11 protein-coding genes and 1 rRNA gene are annotated in these 17,101 nt (G+C 34.6%); 11 read left to right on the plus strand and 1 reads right to left on the minus strand.

Going from position 1 to position 17,101, the window contains the following annotated elements; all coding sequences use genetic code 11:
- Positions 1–45 precede the first annotated feature (45 nt).
- From ACM39_RS16270 to ACM39_RS16320, 11 genes are all read left to right on the plus strand, one after another.
- Positions 46–1,275: a 3-phosphoshikimate 1-carboxyvinyltransferase gene (locus ACM39_RS16270; RefSeq protein WP_048512101.1), complete on the plus strand. Its 1,230-nt coding sequence runs from the start codon at positions 46–48 to the stop codon at positions 1,273–1,275.
- The gene (locus ACM39_RS16275; RefSeq protein WP_048512102.1) at positions 1,275–2,072 is read left to right on the plus strand and encodes an SDR family oxidoreductase; all 798 of its coding nucleotides are present in this window, start codon (positions 1,275–1,277) and stop codon (positions 2,070–2,072) included. Before ACM39_RS16270 ends, ACM39_RS16275 begins: the two co-directional genes overlap by 1 nt.
- A gap of 204 nt (positions 2,073–2,276) precedes the next feature.
- Complete coding sequence (locus tag ACM39_RS16280; protein WP_228377130.1) at positions 2,277–3,854, plus strand: hypothetical protein; 1,578 nt, start codon at positions 2,277–2,279, stop codon at positions 3,852–3,854.
- 188 nt (positions 3,855–4,042) lie between these two features.
- Complete coding sequence (locus ACM39_RS16285) at positions 4,043–7,198, plus strand: SusC/RagA family TonB-linked outer membrane protein (protein ID WP_048512104.1); 3,156 nt, start codon at positions 4,043–4,045, stop codon at positions 7,196–7,198.
- Between the two features lie 21 nt (positions 7,199–7,219).
- Positions 7,220–8,695, plus strand: a complete 1,476-nt coding sequence (locus ACM39_RS16290; protein WP_048512105.1) for a SusD/RagB family nutrient-binding outer membrane lipoprotein — start codon at positions 7,220–7,222, stop codon at positions 8,693–8,695.
- 84 nt (positions 8,696–8,779) lie between these two features.
- The gene (locus ACM39_RS16295) at positions 8,780–11,125 is read left to right on the plus strand and encodes a phosphocholine-specific phospholipase C (protein WP_048512106.1); all 2,346 of its coding nucleotides are present in this window, start codon (positions 8,780–8,782) and stop codon (positions 11,123–11,125) included.
- A 202-nt stretch (positions 11,126–11,327) separates the two neighbouring features.
- Positions 11,328–11,906: a hypothetical protein gene (locus tag ACM39_RS16300; protein ID WP_048512107.1), complete on the plus strand. Its 579-nt coding sequence runs from the start codon at positions 11,328–11,330 to the stop codon at positions 11,904–11,906.
- Positions 11,907–12,003: 97 nt separating this feature from the next.
- Positions 12,004–12,804, plus strand: a complete 801-nt coding sequence (locus ACM39_RS16305) for a WxL protein host-binding domain-containing protein (protein WP_048512108.1) — start codon at positions 12,004–12,006, stop codon at positions 12,802–12,804.
- Positions 12,797–15,541 (plus strand): hypothetical protein, encoded by a 2,745-nt coding sequence (locus ACM39_RS16310; protein ID WP_048512109.1) that lies wholly within the window; start codon positions 12,797–12,799, stop codon positions 15,539–15,541. The genes ACM39_RS16305 and ACM39_RS16310 overlap by 8 nt, the downstream gene beginning before the upstream one ends.
- Entirely contained in the window at positions 15,538–16,074 is a 537-nt protein-coding gene (locus ACM39_RS16315; protein WP_048512110.1) for a hypothetical protein, read from the plus strand. Before ACM39_RS16310 ends, ACM39_RS16315 begins: the two co-directional genes overlap by 4 nt.
- Before the next feature lie 11 nt (positions 16,075–16,085).
- Positions 16,086–16,613, plus strand: a complete 528-nt coding sequence (locus ACM39_RS16320; protein WP_185097468.1) for a hypothetical protein — start codon at positions 16,086–16,088, stop codon at positions 16,611–16,613.
- A 377-nt stretch (positions 16,614–16,990) separates the two neighbouring features.
- Here ACM39_RS16320 and rrf read toward each other — a convergent pair.
- A 5S ribosomal RNA gene (gene rrf / locus ACM39_RS16325) occupies positions 16,991–17,098 on the minus strand.
- Between the last annotated feature and the right edge of the window lie 3 nt (positions 17,099–17,101).

Consider the following 17,101-nt stretch of genomic DNA (forward strand, 5'->3'; position numbering starts at 1 on the left):
ATTATTTTTAACTCATCATCTTTAAATATAATGAAGTAAATAATAATGAAGAAGCTTGAAAAATCAAAATTAATTGGAAATAAAACGATTCAGATCAGCGGTTCGAAAAGTATTTCGAATCGTTTGTTGATCTTAGAAAGTTTATTTAACAATATAAAAATCGGGAACCTGTCTAATTCTCAGGACACTCAATTGCTCAAAAAAGCACTAGGCGAGAATACTGAAACCGTAGACATTCACCACGCGGGAACAGCAATGCGTTTCCTTACCTCATATTATTCTATCCAGGAAGGTAAAACTACGATTCTTACCGGTTCGAAAAGGATGAAAGAAAGACCTATCAAAAATCTGGTAAATGCTTTACAGGATTTGGGAGTAGAAATTGAATATCTCCAAAATGAAGGTTTTCCTCCATTAAAAATCACAGGCAGAAAAATAACTGAAACTCAGGTAAATGTTCCTGCCAATATTTCGAGTCAATTTATCACATCTTTGTTACTTATCGCAGGAAAATTAGAAAACGGACTGCAAATCAATCTTGTAGGCGAAGTGACTTCAAGATCTTATATTGAAATGACACTGGATATCTTAGCAAAATTCGGAATTCAGGCAAGTTTTGCCGGAAATACGATTAAGGTTGAACCATTTAACGAAAACAACCAATTATCAACCGTGAATTATGAAGTGGAAAGCGACTGGAGCTCAGCTTCCTATTTCTACTCTATTGCAGCATTGGGAAGAGAAATCATACATCTGAAAAGCTTTTACAAAGAATCCACCCAAGGTGACTCTGCTATTACAAAAATTTATGAGCAGTTTTTCGGGATTAAAACAACTTTTGTTGAAGATGAACATCAATTAACACTTCAACCTGTTGAAAACTTCCAATTCCCGGAAAAAATTGTACTGGATATGAATAATTGTCCGGATATCGCTCAAACTCTTTGTGTAACTGCTGCTGCACTGAAAATCCCGTTTGAAATTTCAGGATTGGGGACGTTAAGAGTTAAAGAAACCGACAGGTTGCTGGCTTTATATAATGAATTGAAAAAATTAGGAACCGAAACTGAAATTACAGATTTGACGATAAAATCAACCCGTTTCAGCGAACCTCAGGAGAACATTTCAATTGCAACGTATCAGGATCACAGAATGGCAATGAGCTTTGCGCCGTTTTGCCTGATTAAAGAATTAAATATTGAGGAAGAAGATGTTGTGGAAAAATCTTATCCGATGTTTTGGGAGGATTTAAAAATTATTTTATCTAAAAACTAATGAATTTAAAAGTAATCATCATCACAGGAACCTCGTCAGGAATAGGTTTCGTTTTAGCAGAATATTTCGGAAAGAAAGGTCATAAAGTGTACGGCCTAAGCCGAAAACATACTGAAAACCAATATTTTAAGTCTATCCCGACTGATATTACAGATAATAATGCCGTTCAAAATGCTGTTGAGGAAGTTTTGAAAACAGAAGCCGGAATCGATGTTCTTATCAACAACGCCGGAATGGGAATGGTGGGTGCTGTGGAAGATTCTTTGAAAGAAGATATTTTAAAACTATTTAATTTAAATCTTGTCGGGGCCGTTCAGATGATGAGTGCGGTGATGCCAAAAATGCGGGAAAAAAAATTCGGACAAATCATCAACATTTCCAGTATCGGAAGTGAAATGGGCTTACCTTTCCGTGGGTTTTATTCGGCTTCAAAATCTGCTTTAGACAAAGTGACGGAGGCAATGAGATATGAGGTATATCCTTGGAACGTTCACGTTTGTTCGCTTCATTTGGGTGATATTAAAACCAATATTGCAGAAAACCGGGTACGGACGAAAGTTTCTGAACCTTATAAAAACGTTTTCGATAAAGTCTATACTTTGATGAATTCTCATGTTGGTGACGGAACAGAACCTTTGGAAGTTGCAGAATATGTTGATGCACTTTTAACTAAAAACAAATGGAAAGCTCATTATTATTTCGGCAAATTCGGTCAGAAAATAGGAGTCCCTTTAAAATGGATTCTTCCGCAGGGAACTTATGAGAATTTAATGAAGAAATATAATAAACTGACTTAGTTTCAGTTAATAAAATAAATTTTTAATTATAATTAAATAATATTTTAAACCATTAAGATTTTATGTAAGGAATAAGAATATTGAGTTTGCTATGCTTAAGTTTAGCATTTGCTATGATTATCTTAATTAAACTTAACTCCTTACATAAAATCTTAATGGTGTAAAAAAATTTAAAGTTTGAAACTGTTTCTGAAAATATTTCTTGTGCTGTTTTGCGTTTTTACCCAAGCGCAAAAGAAACATTATTTCCTTATCGACACAGAAACCAAAATAAAGAAAAAAGTAAAAGATTCAATTTCTGCAGCTAAGTTTCTGGATTCTCTGGCTCAGAGCAATTATTTTTTTACCCAATTGAAAGATGTAAAGGTAAAAGGAGACAGTACAGAAATTTTCTATGATAAAGGCAAAAACTTCAACGAAACGTACGTCAATATTTCAGATTCTATTTCAAGAAAATTAAAATCTGAGAAAGAATTTTTTACTAAAAATCTGGATTCTACCAAGAAAAGTATTAATAAATCTTATATTGATGACGGTTTTGCTTTCAGTAGAATTAAAACAAAATATAAAGGTCAGAAAAACGGTTATCCAGTCGTAGAGCTTGACATTAACAAAAATGATAAAAGAACTATTGATGCTTTTGTAGTAAAAGGGTACGAAAGAGTTCCTAAGAGATTTATGAAAAATCTTGAAAAGGAATTTAAAGGAAAAACGTACGACGATAAAAACCTTATCGCGATTAATAAAAATTTTCAAAGCCATCAGTTTGTAACATTGGAACGTCCTCCACAAACATTATTTACAAAAGATTCCACGAGCATCTATCTTTTCATGGAAAAGAAAAAAACAAATACTTTTGATGGAGTGATTGGTTTTGGAAATGACAAAACAGATAAATTTACCTTAAACGGAACCCTGAACGTCAATTTTAGAAATATGTTTAATGGTTTTGAAACAGTGAATTTGTACTGGCAAAGAAACCCAGACAAAGGGCAGACTTTCGACCTTCAGACAGACATTCCTTATCTTTTTAAATCAAATGTCGGGTTAAATATGAAGGTAAACATCTTCAGACAGGATTCTACCTTTGCGAATGTAAAAGCACTTCCCGCTCTATATTATCATATGAACAGCAGAAATAAAATCGGTTTTCGAGGTACGTTTGAGAGCTCGAGCATCATTGACACATTGTATGTTCAGGGTAAAGATTACAACAAAAAAGGTATTGGAGTTTGGTTTGAAATGATAGATCCTACTGATATTGATCTATTCCTTTATAAAACAAAAATAAGTGCCGGATATGATTATCTGACAACTACTTATACTAAAGATAATATCAAAGCTCCACAAAATCAATTCTACTTTTTTGGAGAGCACAACTATCATATTAACGGAAATCATTTCCTCAATATAAAAGCTGAGGGTGCCATGATGGATTCGAAAATTGAGTTTTCCGCCAATGAATTATACCGTTTCGGAGGTTGGAATTCCATGCGGGGGTTTAATGAAAACTCCCTCGCTGCCGATTTTTATTATTATGGAAGTTTAGAATATCGATACCTTATCGGAAGTCAGGCCTTTTTTGATGTTTTCGGGCAATACGGCCAGCTTAATAACAAATCTTTAAACGTAAAGCCTAAGCTCTACAGTGTCGGGCTCGGATTCAATTTCTTCATCCCGATTGGCTTGATGAGTTTCCAGCTTTCTAACGGTAACGAGTTTGGAAATCCGTTTAAATTTAATGATATAAAAATCCATTGGGGGATTTTGAGCAGATTCTAACCTCAAAGCACTATCAGACCTATATAATAATACTATTTAAAAAAAGTAAAAATTTGTGAAACTACCACACTTTTTGGCTTTATTATTTTATTAATTTTTATGATTGTCCCAAGCTGAAATCATATATTTCTTTTAATACAGCCGTAAAATCCAGGTAACAGTACACTGCTAAATTTGCTTTCAAAAAAATGAAGAAGACTTTAGCTACTTTTGCAGTTTTTTTACTCCCCCTTTATCTTACTGCCCAAGAAATTAACATTTCCGGAAATGTAAAATCCGAAAACGGTTCCAGTGTTTCAGGAGTCAATATTACTGACAAAAACACAGGGAAAAGTGTCATTTCTGATGAAAATGGAAATTTCACGATTTCAGCCAATCCAAAAGATATCTTAGAATTTTATTCTCCTGATTTTTCAACATACACCGTAGAAGTTTCAAACAGGAGAAATTACTCCATCGTTCTAAAAAAAGTTTCCGAAAAACAGATTGAAGGGGTAGTTATCACTGCTTTAGGTATTGCCAAAAAGAAAGAAAAAATAGGTTATTCTACCCAGGAAGTTGGTACGAAGCAATTTGAAACCATTACTACGCCAAGCATCGGAAATTTATTTTCAGGACAGGTTGCAGGTTTGAATGTTTCTAACCCGACCGGTATGCAACAGGCTCCCGTATTTACATTAAGAGGAAATACAAATTTAGTTTTTGTAATTGATGGAGTAATTGTTGAGAAAGAAGTTTTTCAAAATTTAGATCCTAATAATATTGATAATATCAACGTGCTGAAAGGAGCAACCGCCTCTGCACTTTATGGTTCGCGGGGAAGATACGGAGCTGTTTTGATCACCACAAAAAGTGCAAAAAAGAAAGGTTTCACGGTTGAATTTTCTCAAAATACAATGATTACAGGCGGATTTACCAATCTTCCGAAAACACAGACAGAATACGGAAACGGTTCTCACGGAAAATATGAATTCTGGGACGGGGCCGATGGCGGCGTGAATGACGGTGATATGATTTGGGGGCCAAAATTCGTTCCCGGAACTAAAATTGCCCAATGGAACAGCCCAATCAGAGATAAGCAGACAGGAGAAATTATTCCTTGGTACGGAACAGTTGCAGGAAGCCAGTATAACGACAAATCCAGGTATGAAAGAGTCCCGATTGACTGGGAATATCACGATAACCTGAAAACTTTCATGAAACCTGCAGTAATCAATAATAACAATTTCTCGATAAGTTATAAAAATAATAAAGACATATACAGACTTTCCGGGAACTTCATGAATTATAATGACAGAATTCCGGAAGCTTATCTTCAGCGTTATGGCATCAACTTTTCATCAGAAAATCATATCAGTGATAAATTAATTTTTGATACTAAGTTTAATTTTAATCAGACTTTTACACCAAACATTCCAAACTATGATTACAACCCGAGTGGTCACATGTACACTATTTTGATTTGGATGGGAGGCGACGTAGATGGAAGGGATCTAAAAAATCATATGTGGGTTCCGGGACAGGAAGGCAGAACACAAGCCAACTGGAACTACGCCTGGTACAACAATCCTTGGTTTGGTGCTGAATATTATAAAAATAAAAACAGAACTGATATCATCAATGCGCAGACAGGTTTAGAATATAAGGCCACGAAAGATTTTTCGGTAAAAGGTAAGATTTCAATTGTTGAAAATCATAATAAGCAGGAAATTCTGAGCCCCTATTCTTACTTTAACTACAGCGCTCCAAGAAATGGAGGCTACATTCTAAACGACACTAAAACCTGGAATCTCAACTATGATGTTTTAGCAACATATAAAAAGAAAATCTCAGAGAATTTTAATTTTACCATCAATGCCGGAGGTTCTGCTTTTTACTATAAAAACAATATAGACAACGCCTCTACAGACGGTTTGCAGATTCCTGAGGTTTACAACTTGGAAAATTCTGCCGGTGCCGTAAAAAATTATCAGTATTTAAAGGAAAAATTGATTTACAGTGCATATTCTACAATTGATATTGAATTATACAATGCCTTTTTTATCAACATTTCCGGACGTAACGACTGGTCTTCTACTCTGCCCAAAGCCAACAGATCTTACTTCTACCCTTCTGCTTCATTGAGTGCAGTTATATCGAATTTAATTAAAATGCCAGAAGCTGTTAATTTATTAAAAGTATCTGCTTCATGGGCAAAAGTAGCGTATGATTTCCAGCCTTATTCGATCAGAAATTATTATTTAAATAATAACGGAACCACTTTTAACGGAAATCCTACGTTCTATTATCCTACAACTTTGAATGTTGAAAATACATTAAAGCCGGAACAGACAAAATCTTATGAATTAGGTTTAAGCGCAGGTTTATTCAACAGCAGAATTACTCTGGATGCTACGTATTTCAGAACATTGGATTATAATAATATTCTTCAGTTTCCAAGTGCACCCTCTTCAGGCTTTACGTCTCAATATGTAAACGGTAACGAATACACGACTAAAGGTTTCGAAGTTTCATTAGGTATAGTTCCTGTGAAAACAAACAATTTCACATGGAAGTCTTTAATCAACTGGAGCACTTATGAGCAAAAATTAACTTCCATTTATGGAAATATGCCCAACTATAATAATATTAAATTAGGCGAAAGAATGGATAGCTACTATGATATCACATGGCAAAAATCTCCCGACGGAAAAGTGATTCTGAATGCTAATACAGGAATGCCGACAAGAGCTAATACTCCATCCAACTTAGGACATTTCGGTCCGGACTGGACATTTGGGTTTAACAATACATTCAAGTATAAAAAATTAAGCTTGAATATTGGAATTGATGGAAGCATCGGCGGCGTGATGAGATCTCAGGTAGTAGAAAAAATGTGGTGGGGAGGAAAACATCCGAATTCTACACAGTACAGAGATTTGGAGTATGCAAATCCGGGAACCTATTATTTCGTACCGGATGGTGTAAATTATAATGCATCAACAGGAACTTACACTCCGCACACAAAAGCAATCAGCTTCCAGGATTGGGCACAAAATTATCCTTATCAGGCGAGAGTGACAGAAGATGAAAGTGAAATGTTTGCCAACGTGTTCGACAGAACTTTCGTGAAGTTAAGATCTGTAATTCTTGAATACGATTTCTCTTCTTTACTTAATCCAAAAGGAATGGTAAAAGGTTTCACCGCAAATATTTCAGCATATAATTTGGCGATGTGGAAAAAATCTAAAAACCTGTACTCAGATCCGGACTTTAAAATCGGTAATACTCAGGATGGTTCCGGAAATGACATTCAGGATCCTTCGAGCAGATGGTTCGGAATTGGGTTTAATCTTAAATTTTAATTAAAAAGCATTCAGTTTAAAATGAAAAATATTATAAAATCATTATTTATTGTAGGATTATTAGCATTGACTTCTTGTGAATCAAACCTTGACACCATCAATGAAAATCCAAACGATCAGGCAAGTGTAGATCCAAAATTTCTTTTGACATACGTTTCTCAAAATGCTTTTCAGGTAAACGGTGACAATATGTATGCTTCCCGAATGATGATCGGAACAGACGGAGAAAATACATATCAATATATGAAATGGGGTGAAGCTTCTTTCGACGTCTATACAAAAGGGCTTTTGAACACCGTGAAAATGATGCAGGAAGCTGAAAAAATCAATAATAAAAACTATCAGGCTATCGGTAAGTTTTACAGAGCATATTATTTCTTTAATTTAAGTTTAAAATTCGGAAGCATTCCTTATTCTGAAGCTGTAAAAGGTGAATCCGGAATTACTCAGCCAAAATATGACAGTCAGGAAACTGTAATGGCAGGAATTTTAACAGAATTAAAAGAAGCAAATGATTTGATTAATTCCAATGATAAAATTGAAGGTGATATTATTTATAACGGGGACGCTTCAAAATGGAAAAAATTAATCAATTCTTTCCGTCTTAAAATTTTGGTTACAATGTCTAAGAAAACCACGATTGGAAGTTATAATATCGCAACAGAATTCGCTTCAATTGCTGAAAACCAACCTTTAATGACTTCAATCACGGATAACGGAGAATTAAAATTTGCAGACGCAGCAGACAGCAGATATACGATGTTCAATAATAGTGGTTATGGGTCGAGCTTGTATATGGCAGATTATTTTATCAATATGTTTAAAGACAGGCAAGATCCACGATTGTTCACTTTCGCTGCACAGACAACAGGTGCAAAAGAGGCAGGAAAACCACTTACGGATTTTACCGGTTACAATGGTGGAAACCCTACTTCATCATATTCTGACAATGCAGCTTTGATTACTGCAAAAAATATTTCCAAAGTAAACGACCGTTTCTATAAGGACGCAACAAACGAACCTTCAAACATTCTAAGCTATTCTGAATTAGAATTTATTTTAGCAGAAGCAGCAGCAAGAGGCTGGATATCAGGTTCTGCAAAAACGCATTATGATAATGCTGTAAAAGCTAGTTTTACATTTTATCAGGCGTATGTAAAAAATCCAAATCAATATTTTGCAGGATTTGATGTAAATCAATATCTGACAACGCCATTAGTTTCTTACAATGCTTCCGAGCCTTTAGCTGTACAATTGGAAAAAATCATGACTCAGAAATATATGACTATGTTCCATCAGTCTCAATGGACTTCTTATTACGATTACCTAAGGACGGGATACCCAAATTACCCTTTACAAGCAGGGATTGCAGCACCATTTAGATTCAGATATCCGCAAGCTGAATACAATTACAACAGTGCAAATCTTCAGGCAGCACTGACATCGCAATATGGAGGAAATGATAATATCAACTCTAAACCTTGGTGGTTACAATAAAAAACTTTTTAATTTTAATATCTTTAAAGAAATCGCAGAAAAGTTATTTTTTAGCTTGCGGTTTCTTTATTATTACGATTGGATATGAACAGAAGAGAATTTTTAGAAAAATCAAGTTTACTTTTAGCAGGATTAGGAACAACTACCATGTTACACCCTGCTATTCTAAAGGCGTTAACGATAGAACCTGCCGCCCGGTCAACTTTTTATGATGCGGAACATGTAGTCATTTTAATGCAGGAAAACCGTTCCTTCGACCATGCTTTCGGTACATTAAAAGGGGTGAGAGGATTTTTAGACAAAAGAGCTTTCACAAAACCAGATGGTCACTCCGTTTTCTTTCAAAAAAATAATACAGGAAAATATGCATCACCCGCCCGTTTAGATTTAAGAAATACAAAATCTACCTGGATGAGCTCTCTGCCCCACTCTTGGGACAATCAGCAAAAGGCTTTAAATAAAGGAAAATATGACCAATGGCTTCAGGCAAAATCTTCCGGAAACAAGGATTATAAAGATATTCCGCTGACTTTGGGATATTACAACCGTGAAGATTTACCATTTTATTATCAGTTAGCCGATGCTTTTACGATTTTCGACCAATATTTTTGCTCATCACTGACAGGAACTACCCCAAACCGGCTTTTTCTTTGGTCAGGAACACTTCGTGAACATAAAAATGGTAAAGTAAAAGCCAATGTTTATAATGAAAATATTGATTATGATAAAGCAAGACAGGCACGATGGAAAAGTTTTCCTGAAATTTTAGAAGAACAAAATGTGTCCTGGAAAATTTATCAGAATGAAATCAGCCTCCCTAAAGGAATGTCTGGTGAACAGGAAGCTTGGTTAAGCAATTTTACAGACAACCCAATTGAATGGTTTTCAAATTTTAATGTAAAATTTTCTAAAGGCTATCACAAAAATATTCCGAATATCATCTCTTATTTAGAAAAGGAAATCGAGAAAAATCCGAATCAGAAAGAGAGATTGGAAGGAATGATTGCCGAACTTCAAAATGATTTGAAAGAATATAAACCTGAAAATTTTGCTAAACTTTCTCAAAAGCAAAAAAATCTTCATGAAAAAGCATTTACCACAAACGTTAGCGATCCTGATTATTGGAACCTAGAAATCGGGCAGGATGAAAATGGAGAAAGATTAGTTGTTCCGAAAGGTGATGTGCTGTACCAGTTCAGAAAAGATGTTGAGGATAAAAAATTGCCGTTGGTCTCCTGGTTAGTAGCACCTGAACATTTTTCAGATCATCCTGGTTCGCCTTGGTACGGAGCATGGTATATTTCAGAAGTTTTGAATATTTTAACCAAAGATCCTGAAACCTGGAAAAAGACTATTTTCATTATTAATTATGATGAAAATGACGGATATTTTGATCATGTATTACCTTTCGCTCCTCCTATGAATCCTAGCCAACCTGTTGATATGAATGGAAAAGAAGGCGCAGAATATGTAGATAAGAGCCAGGAATATATGCAGACCCAAAAATTGAAAGATCACGAAAGAATCGAAGGTACTGTTGGCTTAGGGTACAGGGTTCCGATGATCATTGCATCACCTTGGACGAAAGGGGGGTTTGTGAATTCCGAAGTTTCAGATCACACTTCTGTACTTCAGTTTTTGGAAAAATTTATTCAGAAAAAATTTAATAAAGATGTAACGGTTGATAATATCAGCAATTGGAGAAGAGCTATTTGCGGAGATTTGACTTCAGCATTCAATTCATCAAGCGTAAAAATTCCACAGATGGATTATCTGAATCAAAAAGATTATGCTAAGACCATCAATTCTGCAAAAAACAAACCTGTTCCCAACCTAAAATGGTATTCTGAAAACGAATTAAACAGCAACTTACTGGATATTCAGGAAAGAGGATTGAAACCGTCAAATGCACTTCCATATAATTACCACGTGAATCTTGAAAATGGGAAAATCAAAATGACCAACCTCAAAGAAACAGGAGTTCCTTTATTAGTTTATAACAGAGCTCAATTTGATAATGACAATTTCCATTTTTCTTATGCTTTATATTCAAAGCAAGAATTATCTCATCCTGTAAATTCAGAGAAATATGATTATGAGGTTTTTGGGCCAAACGGTTTTTATAGAAACTTCAAAGGGCAAAATTTTCCTGAACTGAAAATTTCGTTGATAAACAGTTTCTTAAAAAACGAAGTGGAATTAGTATTCAAAAAGAATGATAAAAATGATATTTCTGTCACGTTGGATGATTTATATGAAAAGAGCCAAAAGAAAATTTCTTTACATCAGACTGAAGAAAGGCTTACAATCAATCTTAACAAAACAAAAGGCTGGTATGACATAAAACTTATTGCAGGAAATCATATCTGGCATTTTGCAGGAAGAGTGGAAACAGGGAAACCATCGGTCTCAGACCCTCACTGGAGTTAGTTGAAAAGTATTTTTGGAAAATAAAATTTCAAGTCTTATGCAAAATTGTGTAAGACTTTTTATTTCTGATATAATTATTAAATATAAATTTTATAACCATATTAAAATATTTAAACAAAAGAAATAATAATAAAAATTTATTATTAAAACATTTTATATTATACTGAATTTCATTAACTTCACTTTTTAAAACTATAACACCATGAAAAAATTAAAATTCACTTTAGCTCTGTTTTTTGCAGCCGCTGCATTTTCTTCAACCTTGAGTGCACAGGACACAAATTCCGACAATCACACTATTGTGATTACCATCCCTGAAGTTGCATTGGTAGACATCGAACCCGCAGCAACAAAAAACATTACTTTAGGGTTTACGCCACCCACAGAAGCCGGTTTGCCTATCGTTCCGAGTGGTACAGACAATACACTTTGGTTGAATTATTCTTCCATAAAATCTGTTGCAGATGCTACACGCAATGTTTCTGTAAAATTAAATGCTGTAATTCCCGGTATCGATATCAGGGTAACAGCCGCAGCTGCAACCGGTTCAGGCGGAGGGACATTAGGAAATCCTTCAGCTCAATTGACATTAAGTGCCGCTGACCAAACTATCGTGTCCGGAATTGGAAGTGCTTATACGGGTGATGGAGCTAACAACGGTCACAACCTTACCTATGAGCTTGCTCCGGGAAGCGGACCCGGTACAGTCGCTGCATATGCAGATTTGGAGGCAACTTCTACAGCTGTAGCCACTGTAACTTATACTATTTCGGATAACTAATATCTGTAAATTTTCCAATCATCTTTATTAAGAAGAAATCGTTTATTCAGTTTCTTCTTGGTTTTTTGTTACCTATATTTAAATCCTAGACATTAATATGACAAAGCGTATTCTCTTGTTTATTATTATTATCCTGCCTTGTTGTTTTTTACAGGCTAATATTGTTATCCTCAATGGTCTTACTCATAATTATAAAGTAGAAAATGGTAAGGTTTACAAGGGAAAAATTACGATTGAAAATACGGATAACAAACCTCAAAATATAAAAATTTTTCTACAGGACTTTACGTATCAGGCTGATGGTTCTATTCATTATACCACTCCACAAACCAATATAAAAACCAATGCAAACTGGATAAGGCTTAATACTAATCTGATCACATTAAAAGCCAAAGAAAAAACTGAAGTCTATTATGAAATCACAGTACCTGAGCAGATCAAAGAATCAGGAAGTTATTGGAGTGTCATTATCGTAGAGCCTGTAGAAGAGATAAAACCAAACGAAAATAAAGAAGGGGTGAATATCACATCTGTTGTACGATATGCAATCCAGGTAATTACAGATTATGATGCTGAAAATGCAAAACCAAATCTAAAATTTGAAAGCGTAAAAATAGATAAAGAAAACGGAAAACAGATTCTAAAGATAGCCATTGCCAACAATGGTAATCTTTATTGTAAACCGACTGCATCTATTGAAATATACAGCCGCAAAAATGGTCAGAAAATTGGAAGTTTTACCAGCCATGCAATGGGAGTTTTGCCCCAAACATCCAAATCTTTTCAAATTGATATCAGTAAAATACCACCAGATAAATATAAAGCTGTAATTATTGCAACCGATGAAGATGAAAATGCTTTCGCCCTTAATGTTGAACTAGAAGTAAAAAATGATTAAAAATTGGGTCCTATATTTTTTCATACTATTCCCAGTATTTATTTTTGCTCAAAAACAACCTAACGATTTTGTCAGCAAGAAAGATAGTCTGCTGCCGGGAACTTCTACTTCTATTTCCTTTACAATAGAAAACAGAACCCCTGAAAGTAAAATTTATAATGTTTCCGTTGACATTTCAAGCAGATTCATTGTTCCGATTCTGACAGACGGTGTATTTTCGGCTCCCCCCAATGAAAATGCGGTTTACATTCTTCCTGTAAAAATTGCAACAGAAACTCCACAGGGAAAATATACCATAACCCTCCGTGGAACAGAAAAAAGTAGTGGCGAAAAATTCATTGAAAACTCTGAAATAATAATTTCGGGAAACCGGAAACTTTCATTGATTACATTAAATTCTCCAGAATTTGTAAAAGCCGGAGAAACTATTAAATCAGCTTTTCTTTTAAAAAATAACGGGAATATTACCGAAAACCTTATTTTGGAGAGTAAAAATGCAGTGGTAGATCAAAATGCAACACTCAATTTATCTCCGGGAGAATCTAAAATTATCACTGTAAGCAAAATAACAGATATCAATTTAGGTAAAAATGAATATCAAAATCTCAATCTATCCGTTTACTCTGTTGATAATCCAAAGGAAAGCCAAACTGCTTATACAAGTGTAAAAATCATTTCGGTTAAGCCTACTGAAGACGATATTTACCACAGATTTCCTGTTGCTGCTTCTCTTTCTTTTATCGGGATGAGGAATCGCGGAAGTTACGATGACGGTTTTCAGGGTGAAGTATATGGAAAAGGAAGTTTGGATAAGAACAATAAAAATCTTTTTGAGTTTCATGCAGTGACGCAGAATCCTGTCGAATTCAACTCTTTTACTCAATATGAAGAATATTACATCAATTATAGCCGTGAGCATTTTTCTGTGCATCTGGGAGATAAAAATTATTCATCATCTTATTTAACTGAATATGCAAGATATGGTCGCGGGGCCGAATTACGCTTCGATATAAAAAAATTCAGTTTCGGAGGCTTTTACAATCATCCAAGATTCTTCCGGGATATAAAAGACGAATTTAATTTTTATTCAAAATTTAAAATAAAAAAGGAATCAGAGATTACAGCGGGATATTTATATAAAATACCAAGAACGGAAGATGTTGCTTTAAGTTTTAGTAATTTAAAATTAGATTCAAATGCTCATTTACCTTATGTAACCGGGAAATTTAAACTGTCGAAAAACCTTGAAGTTTCCAGTGAAACAGCTTACAGTAAAACAGATAAAGCTGAAGGAAACGCTTATATGCTGCAAGCACAGGCAAGCTTTGAAAGGATTAGCGGAAATATAATGTATATGAGAGCAAGTCCTCAATTTGCAGGATATTTCAACAATACCAGCAATTTTAATGGAAGTATTCAATATAAGCTTACAAAAAAAATTAGTTTGCTTACAAATTATCTTCAGGATGCCCGAAATTTTCAGAGAGATACTCTATTTTTGGCAGCGCCTTATAGAAAATTTTTACAATATGGCCTTCAATACAGATATATGAAAGGTGGTTCTATAATGCTTTACAATGGTTTCCAAAGATATGAAGACCGTTTGATGCCAAAAGAATTTGATTATTATGAAAATTTTTTCAGAGTAAGTGTTGACCAGCAAATTGCCATTTTTCAAGTAAATATTGAGGGGCAATTTGGGAAAACTGATAATTACCTGACTGATTTTAAAGGAAATTCAAGTTTTTATACCGTAAATATCGGTTTCGAAAAGTTTAAAACCTCTTTTAATATTTATGGAAGCTATACCCTTACTTCACGTTATCAATTGCAGAATCAGGAGCAGTTTTATTATGGAGCAAGAATTTTAAGCAGATTTTCTGACAAAATGAATTTCAGTTTGTTTTATCAGAATAATTATATGCCTGAAGAATATTACACCGACAGAAATCTTTTTGAATTACTTTTCCATCAGCAGATTTTTCCCGGTCATGAATTTGATTTATCGGGACGCTATACTTTACAGCGTGGTGAATTGGGGAATAAAGATTTTATTTTTTCTTTAAGATATACTTTGCGATTAAACCCTCCGGTTCAAAAAACGGCGGAATACACAACTTTATCAGGAAATATACATAATCTTGGTGTAAAAAAAGTTGACGGAATTCGATTAATCCTAGGTAATCATTTATCTGTAACAGACAAAAATGGAAATTTCACATTTAAAAATATAATTCCCGGAGATTATTTTTTTGAAATTGACCGCTCAACAACAGAAATTAATGATATTCCAAATATCACTTTACCGACCACTGTAAATCTGGTAAATAAAGAAAATATTTTCAATTTCGGGTTGATGAGTGCTGCAGATATTCAGGGACAAATCCAGTTTACTGAAAATGAAACGAATTTTGCTCAATTTCAGATCAAAAAAGAGAAAAAGAAAAAAGAAAGCATCATTGTTGAAGCTTCAAATGGGGAACAGACCTATCGTAAAAATTGTTTTTTTGGAGAAAGTTTCGACTTCACCTATCTCCGCCCCGGAGAATGGACTCTGAAAATTTATAGGAACGGATTAGACAAAAGATATAAAATCTCAATGGATACATTTCAATTTATTTTAAACTCTTCTGAAACTAAAAAATTAACTGTCAATATCATAAAACAGCAAACCGAAATAAAATATCAACAAGAAAGCATAAAAGTAGGTTATAATCAAACTAAAAAACAAAAATGAACTCAATTGGCAAAATATTAGGCCTAGCGTGCTTTACAATATTTCTAAAAGCCTATACACAAACTACAGGAAACATAAATGTTACCCTGGCTTTACCTATTGTAACTTTGATGAATATTGAACCTTCAGGAAATATTAATTTAGGGTTTACAGCTCCGGCTGAAGCGGGAAGACCTATTGTAAACCCTGCGGCCAACTCCACAAAATGGATTAATTATACATCCGCTATTGCTTCTGGTGGTTTGACAAGGAATATTACAGCATCCATCAACCAAGTCATTCCCGGGGTTGATATAAAACTACAAGTTGCCGCCGCTTCTGGTTCTGGTGGTGGCAGTTTGGGAATCCCTTCCGCACAGGTCACCCTTACAACAATACCTGTGACAATTATCAGTGGAATTGGCGGTGCATTTACAGGAAATGGAGCAAACAACGGTCATCGACTTACTATTAGTTTATTAACCAATACTTATAGTAATTTGGCCGCAAGAACTAATACTCCCGTTCTTATCACTTATACTATCACTGAATAAAATATAAAGAAATGAAAGTCTATAATCATCTTTACGAAAGTTTATTTTTTAAAATCATATTTATCGTCTCTTTAATAACTTCCGGTATTTCTTTTGTTCATGCACAACGTACATTAACGGTAGGCGGTACGAACTGGTCTGTTGCAGTTCCTTCAATCACTGAAGCAGGAACCAATTATACCGGAAGCTATGAAAGTGAAACCAATCAAATACTTTTAGCGGCTAGTGTTCCTTTACTATTAGGAAGCGGAAAGGTTTCCGTACATTACGAAGCTAATCCAACATGGCATAGTTCTTTAATATTATCAGCAAAAAGAACGGGAAACGGAACAACAGCCTGCCTTGCATGTTCAATAACCGGCGGTACAACTTATTTGACACTTTCAACTACAGATATTGAGTTATTCAGAATTCAGGCTTTGTTGGCTCTTGCATCTTATTCTAATATTCCTGTCCAATTAGGGGTAAGCGGGGTTTCAGTGACGATTCCGGCAGCTTCATATAATAGCAGAATTGTTTTTACCATAAGTTCTCTTTAAAATGAGAAAGGATTATTTTGCCAACCAAAAAGGAGAATCTTCATCACCGAGTAACTATAAAGCTTTTTGCATATCCATTCGGAACTGAATTTCTAAAAAGTAATAGAAATTATCATAAAATTTGATAAGGTTGGTCTACAAAATAAAAAATATAAGATCCAGAGATGAGCAAAAAGAGATTTTGATAAAAGTTATGCATTAAGGTGCTTCAAGAGATAGCACAAATTACACAGATATTAAGGTGTATGGCTTATTGGGATATACTTAACAGTAAAATAGTTGATTTCCCGTCGCATTGACAAGGCTTCGGCTTCTAACCCGTTATTTTGTGGAAAAAAAAAACTCCTTTATCTTTCGATAAAGGAGTTGTAAATAAAAACTGGCGGCGACCTACTCTCCCGCTTTCGCAGTACCATCGGCGCTGGTGGGCTTAACTTCTGTGTTCGGAATGGGAACAGGTGAGCCCCACCGCTAAAACCACCCTAAAG

The sequence above is a fragment of the Chryseobacterium sp. FH2 genome (assembly GCF_001045455.1).
Lineage (GTDB): Bacteria > Bacteroidota > Bacteroidia > Flavobacteriales > Weeksellaceae > Chryseobacterium.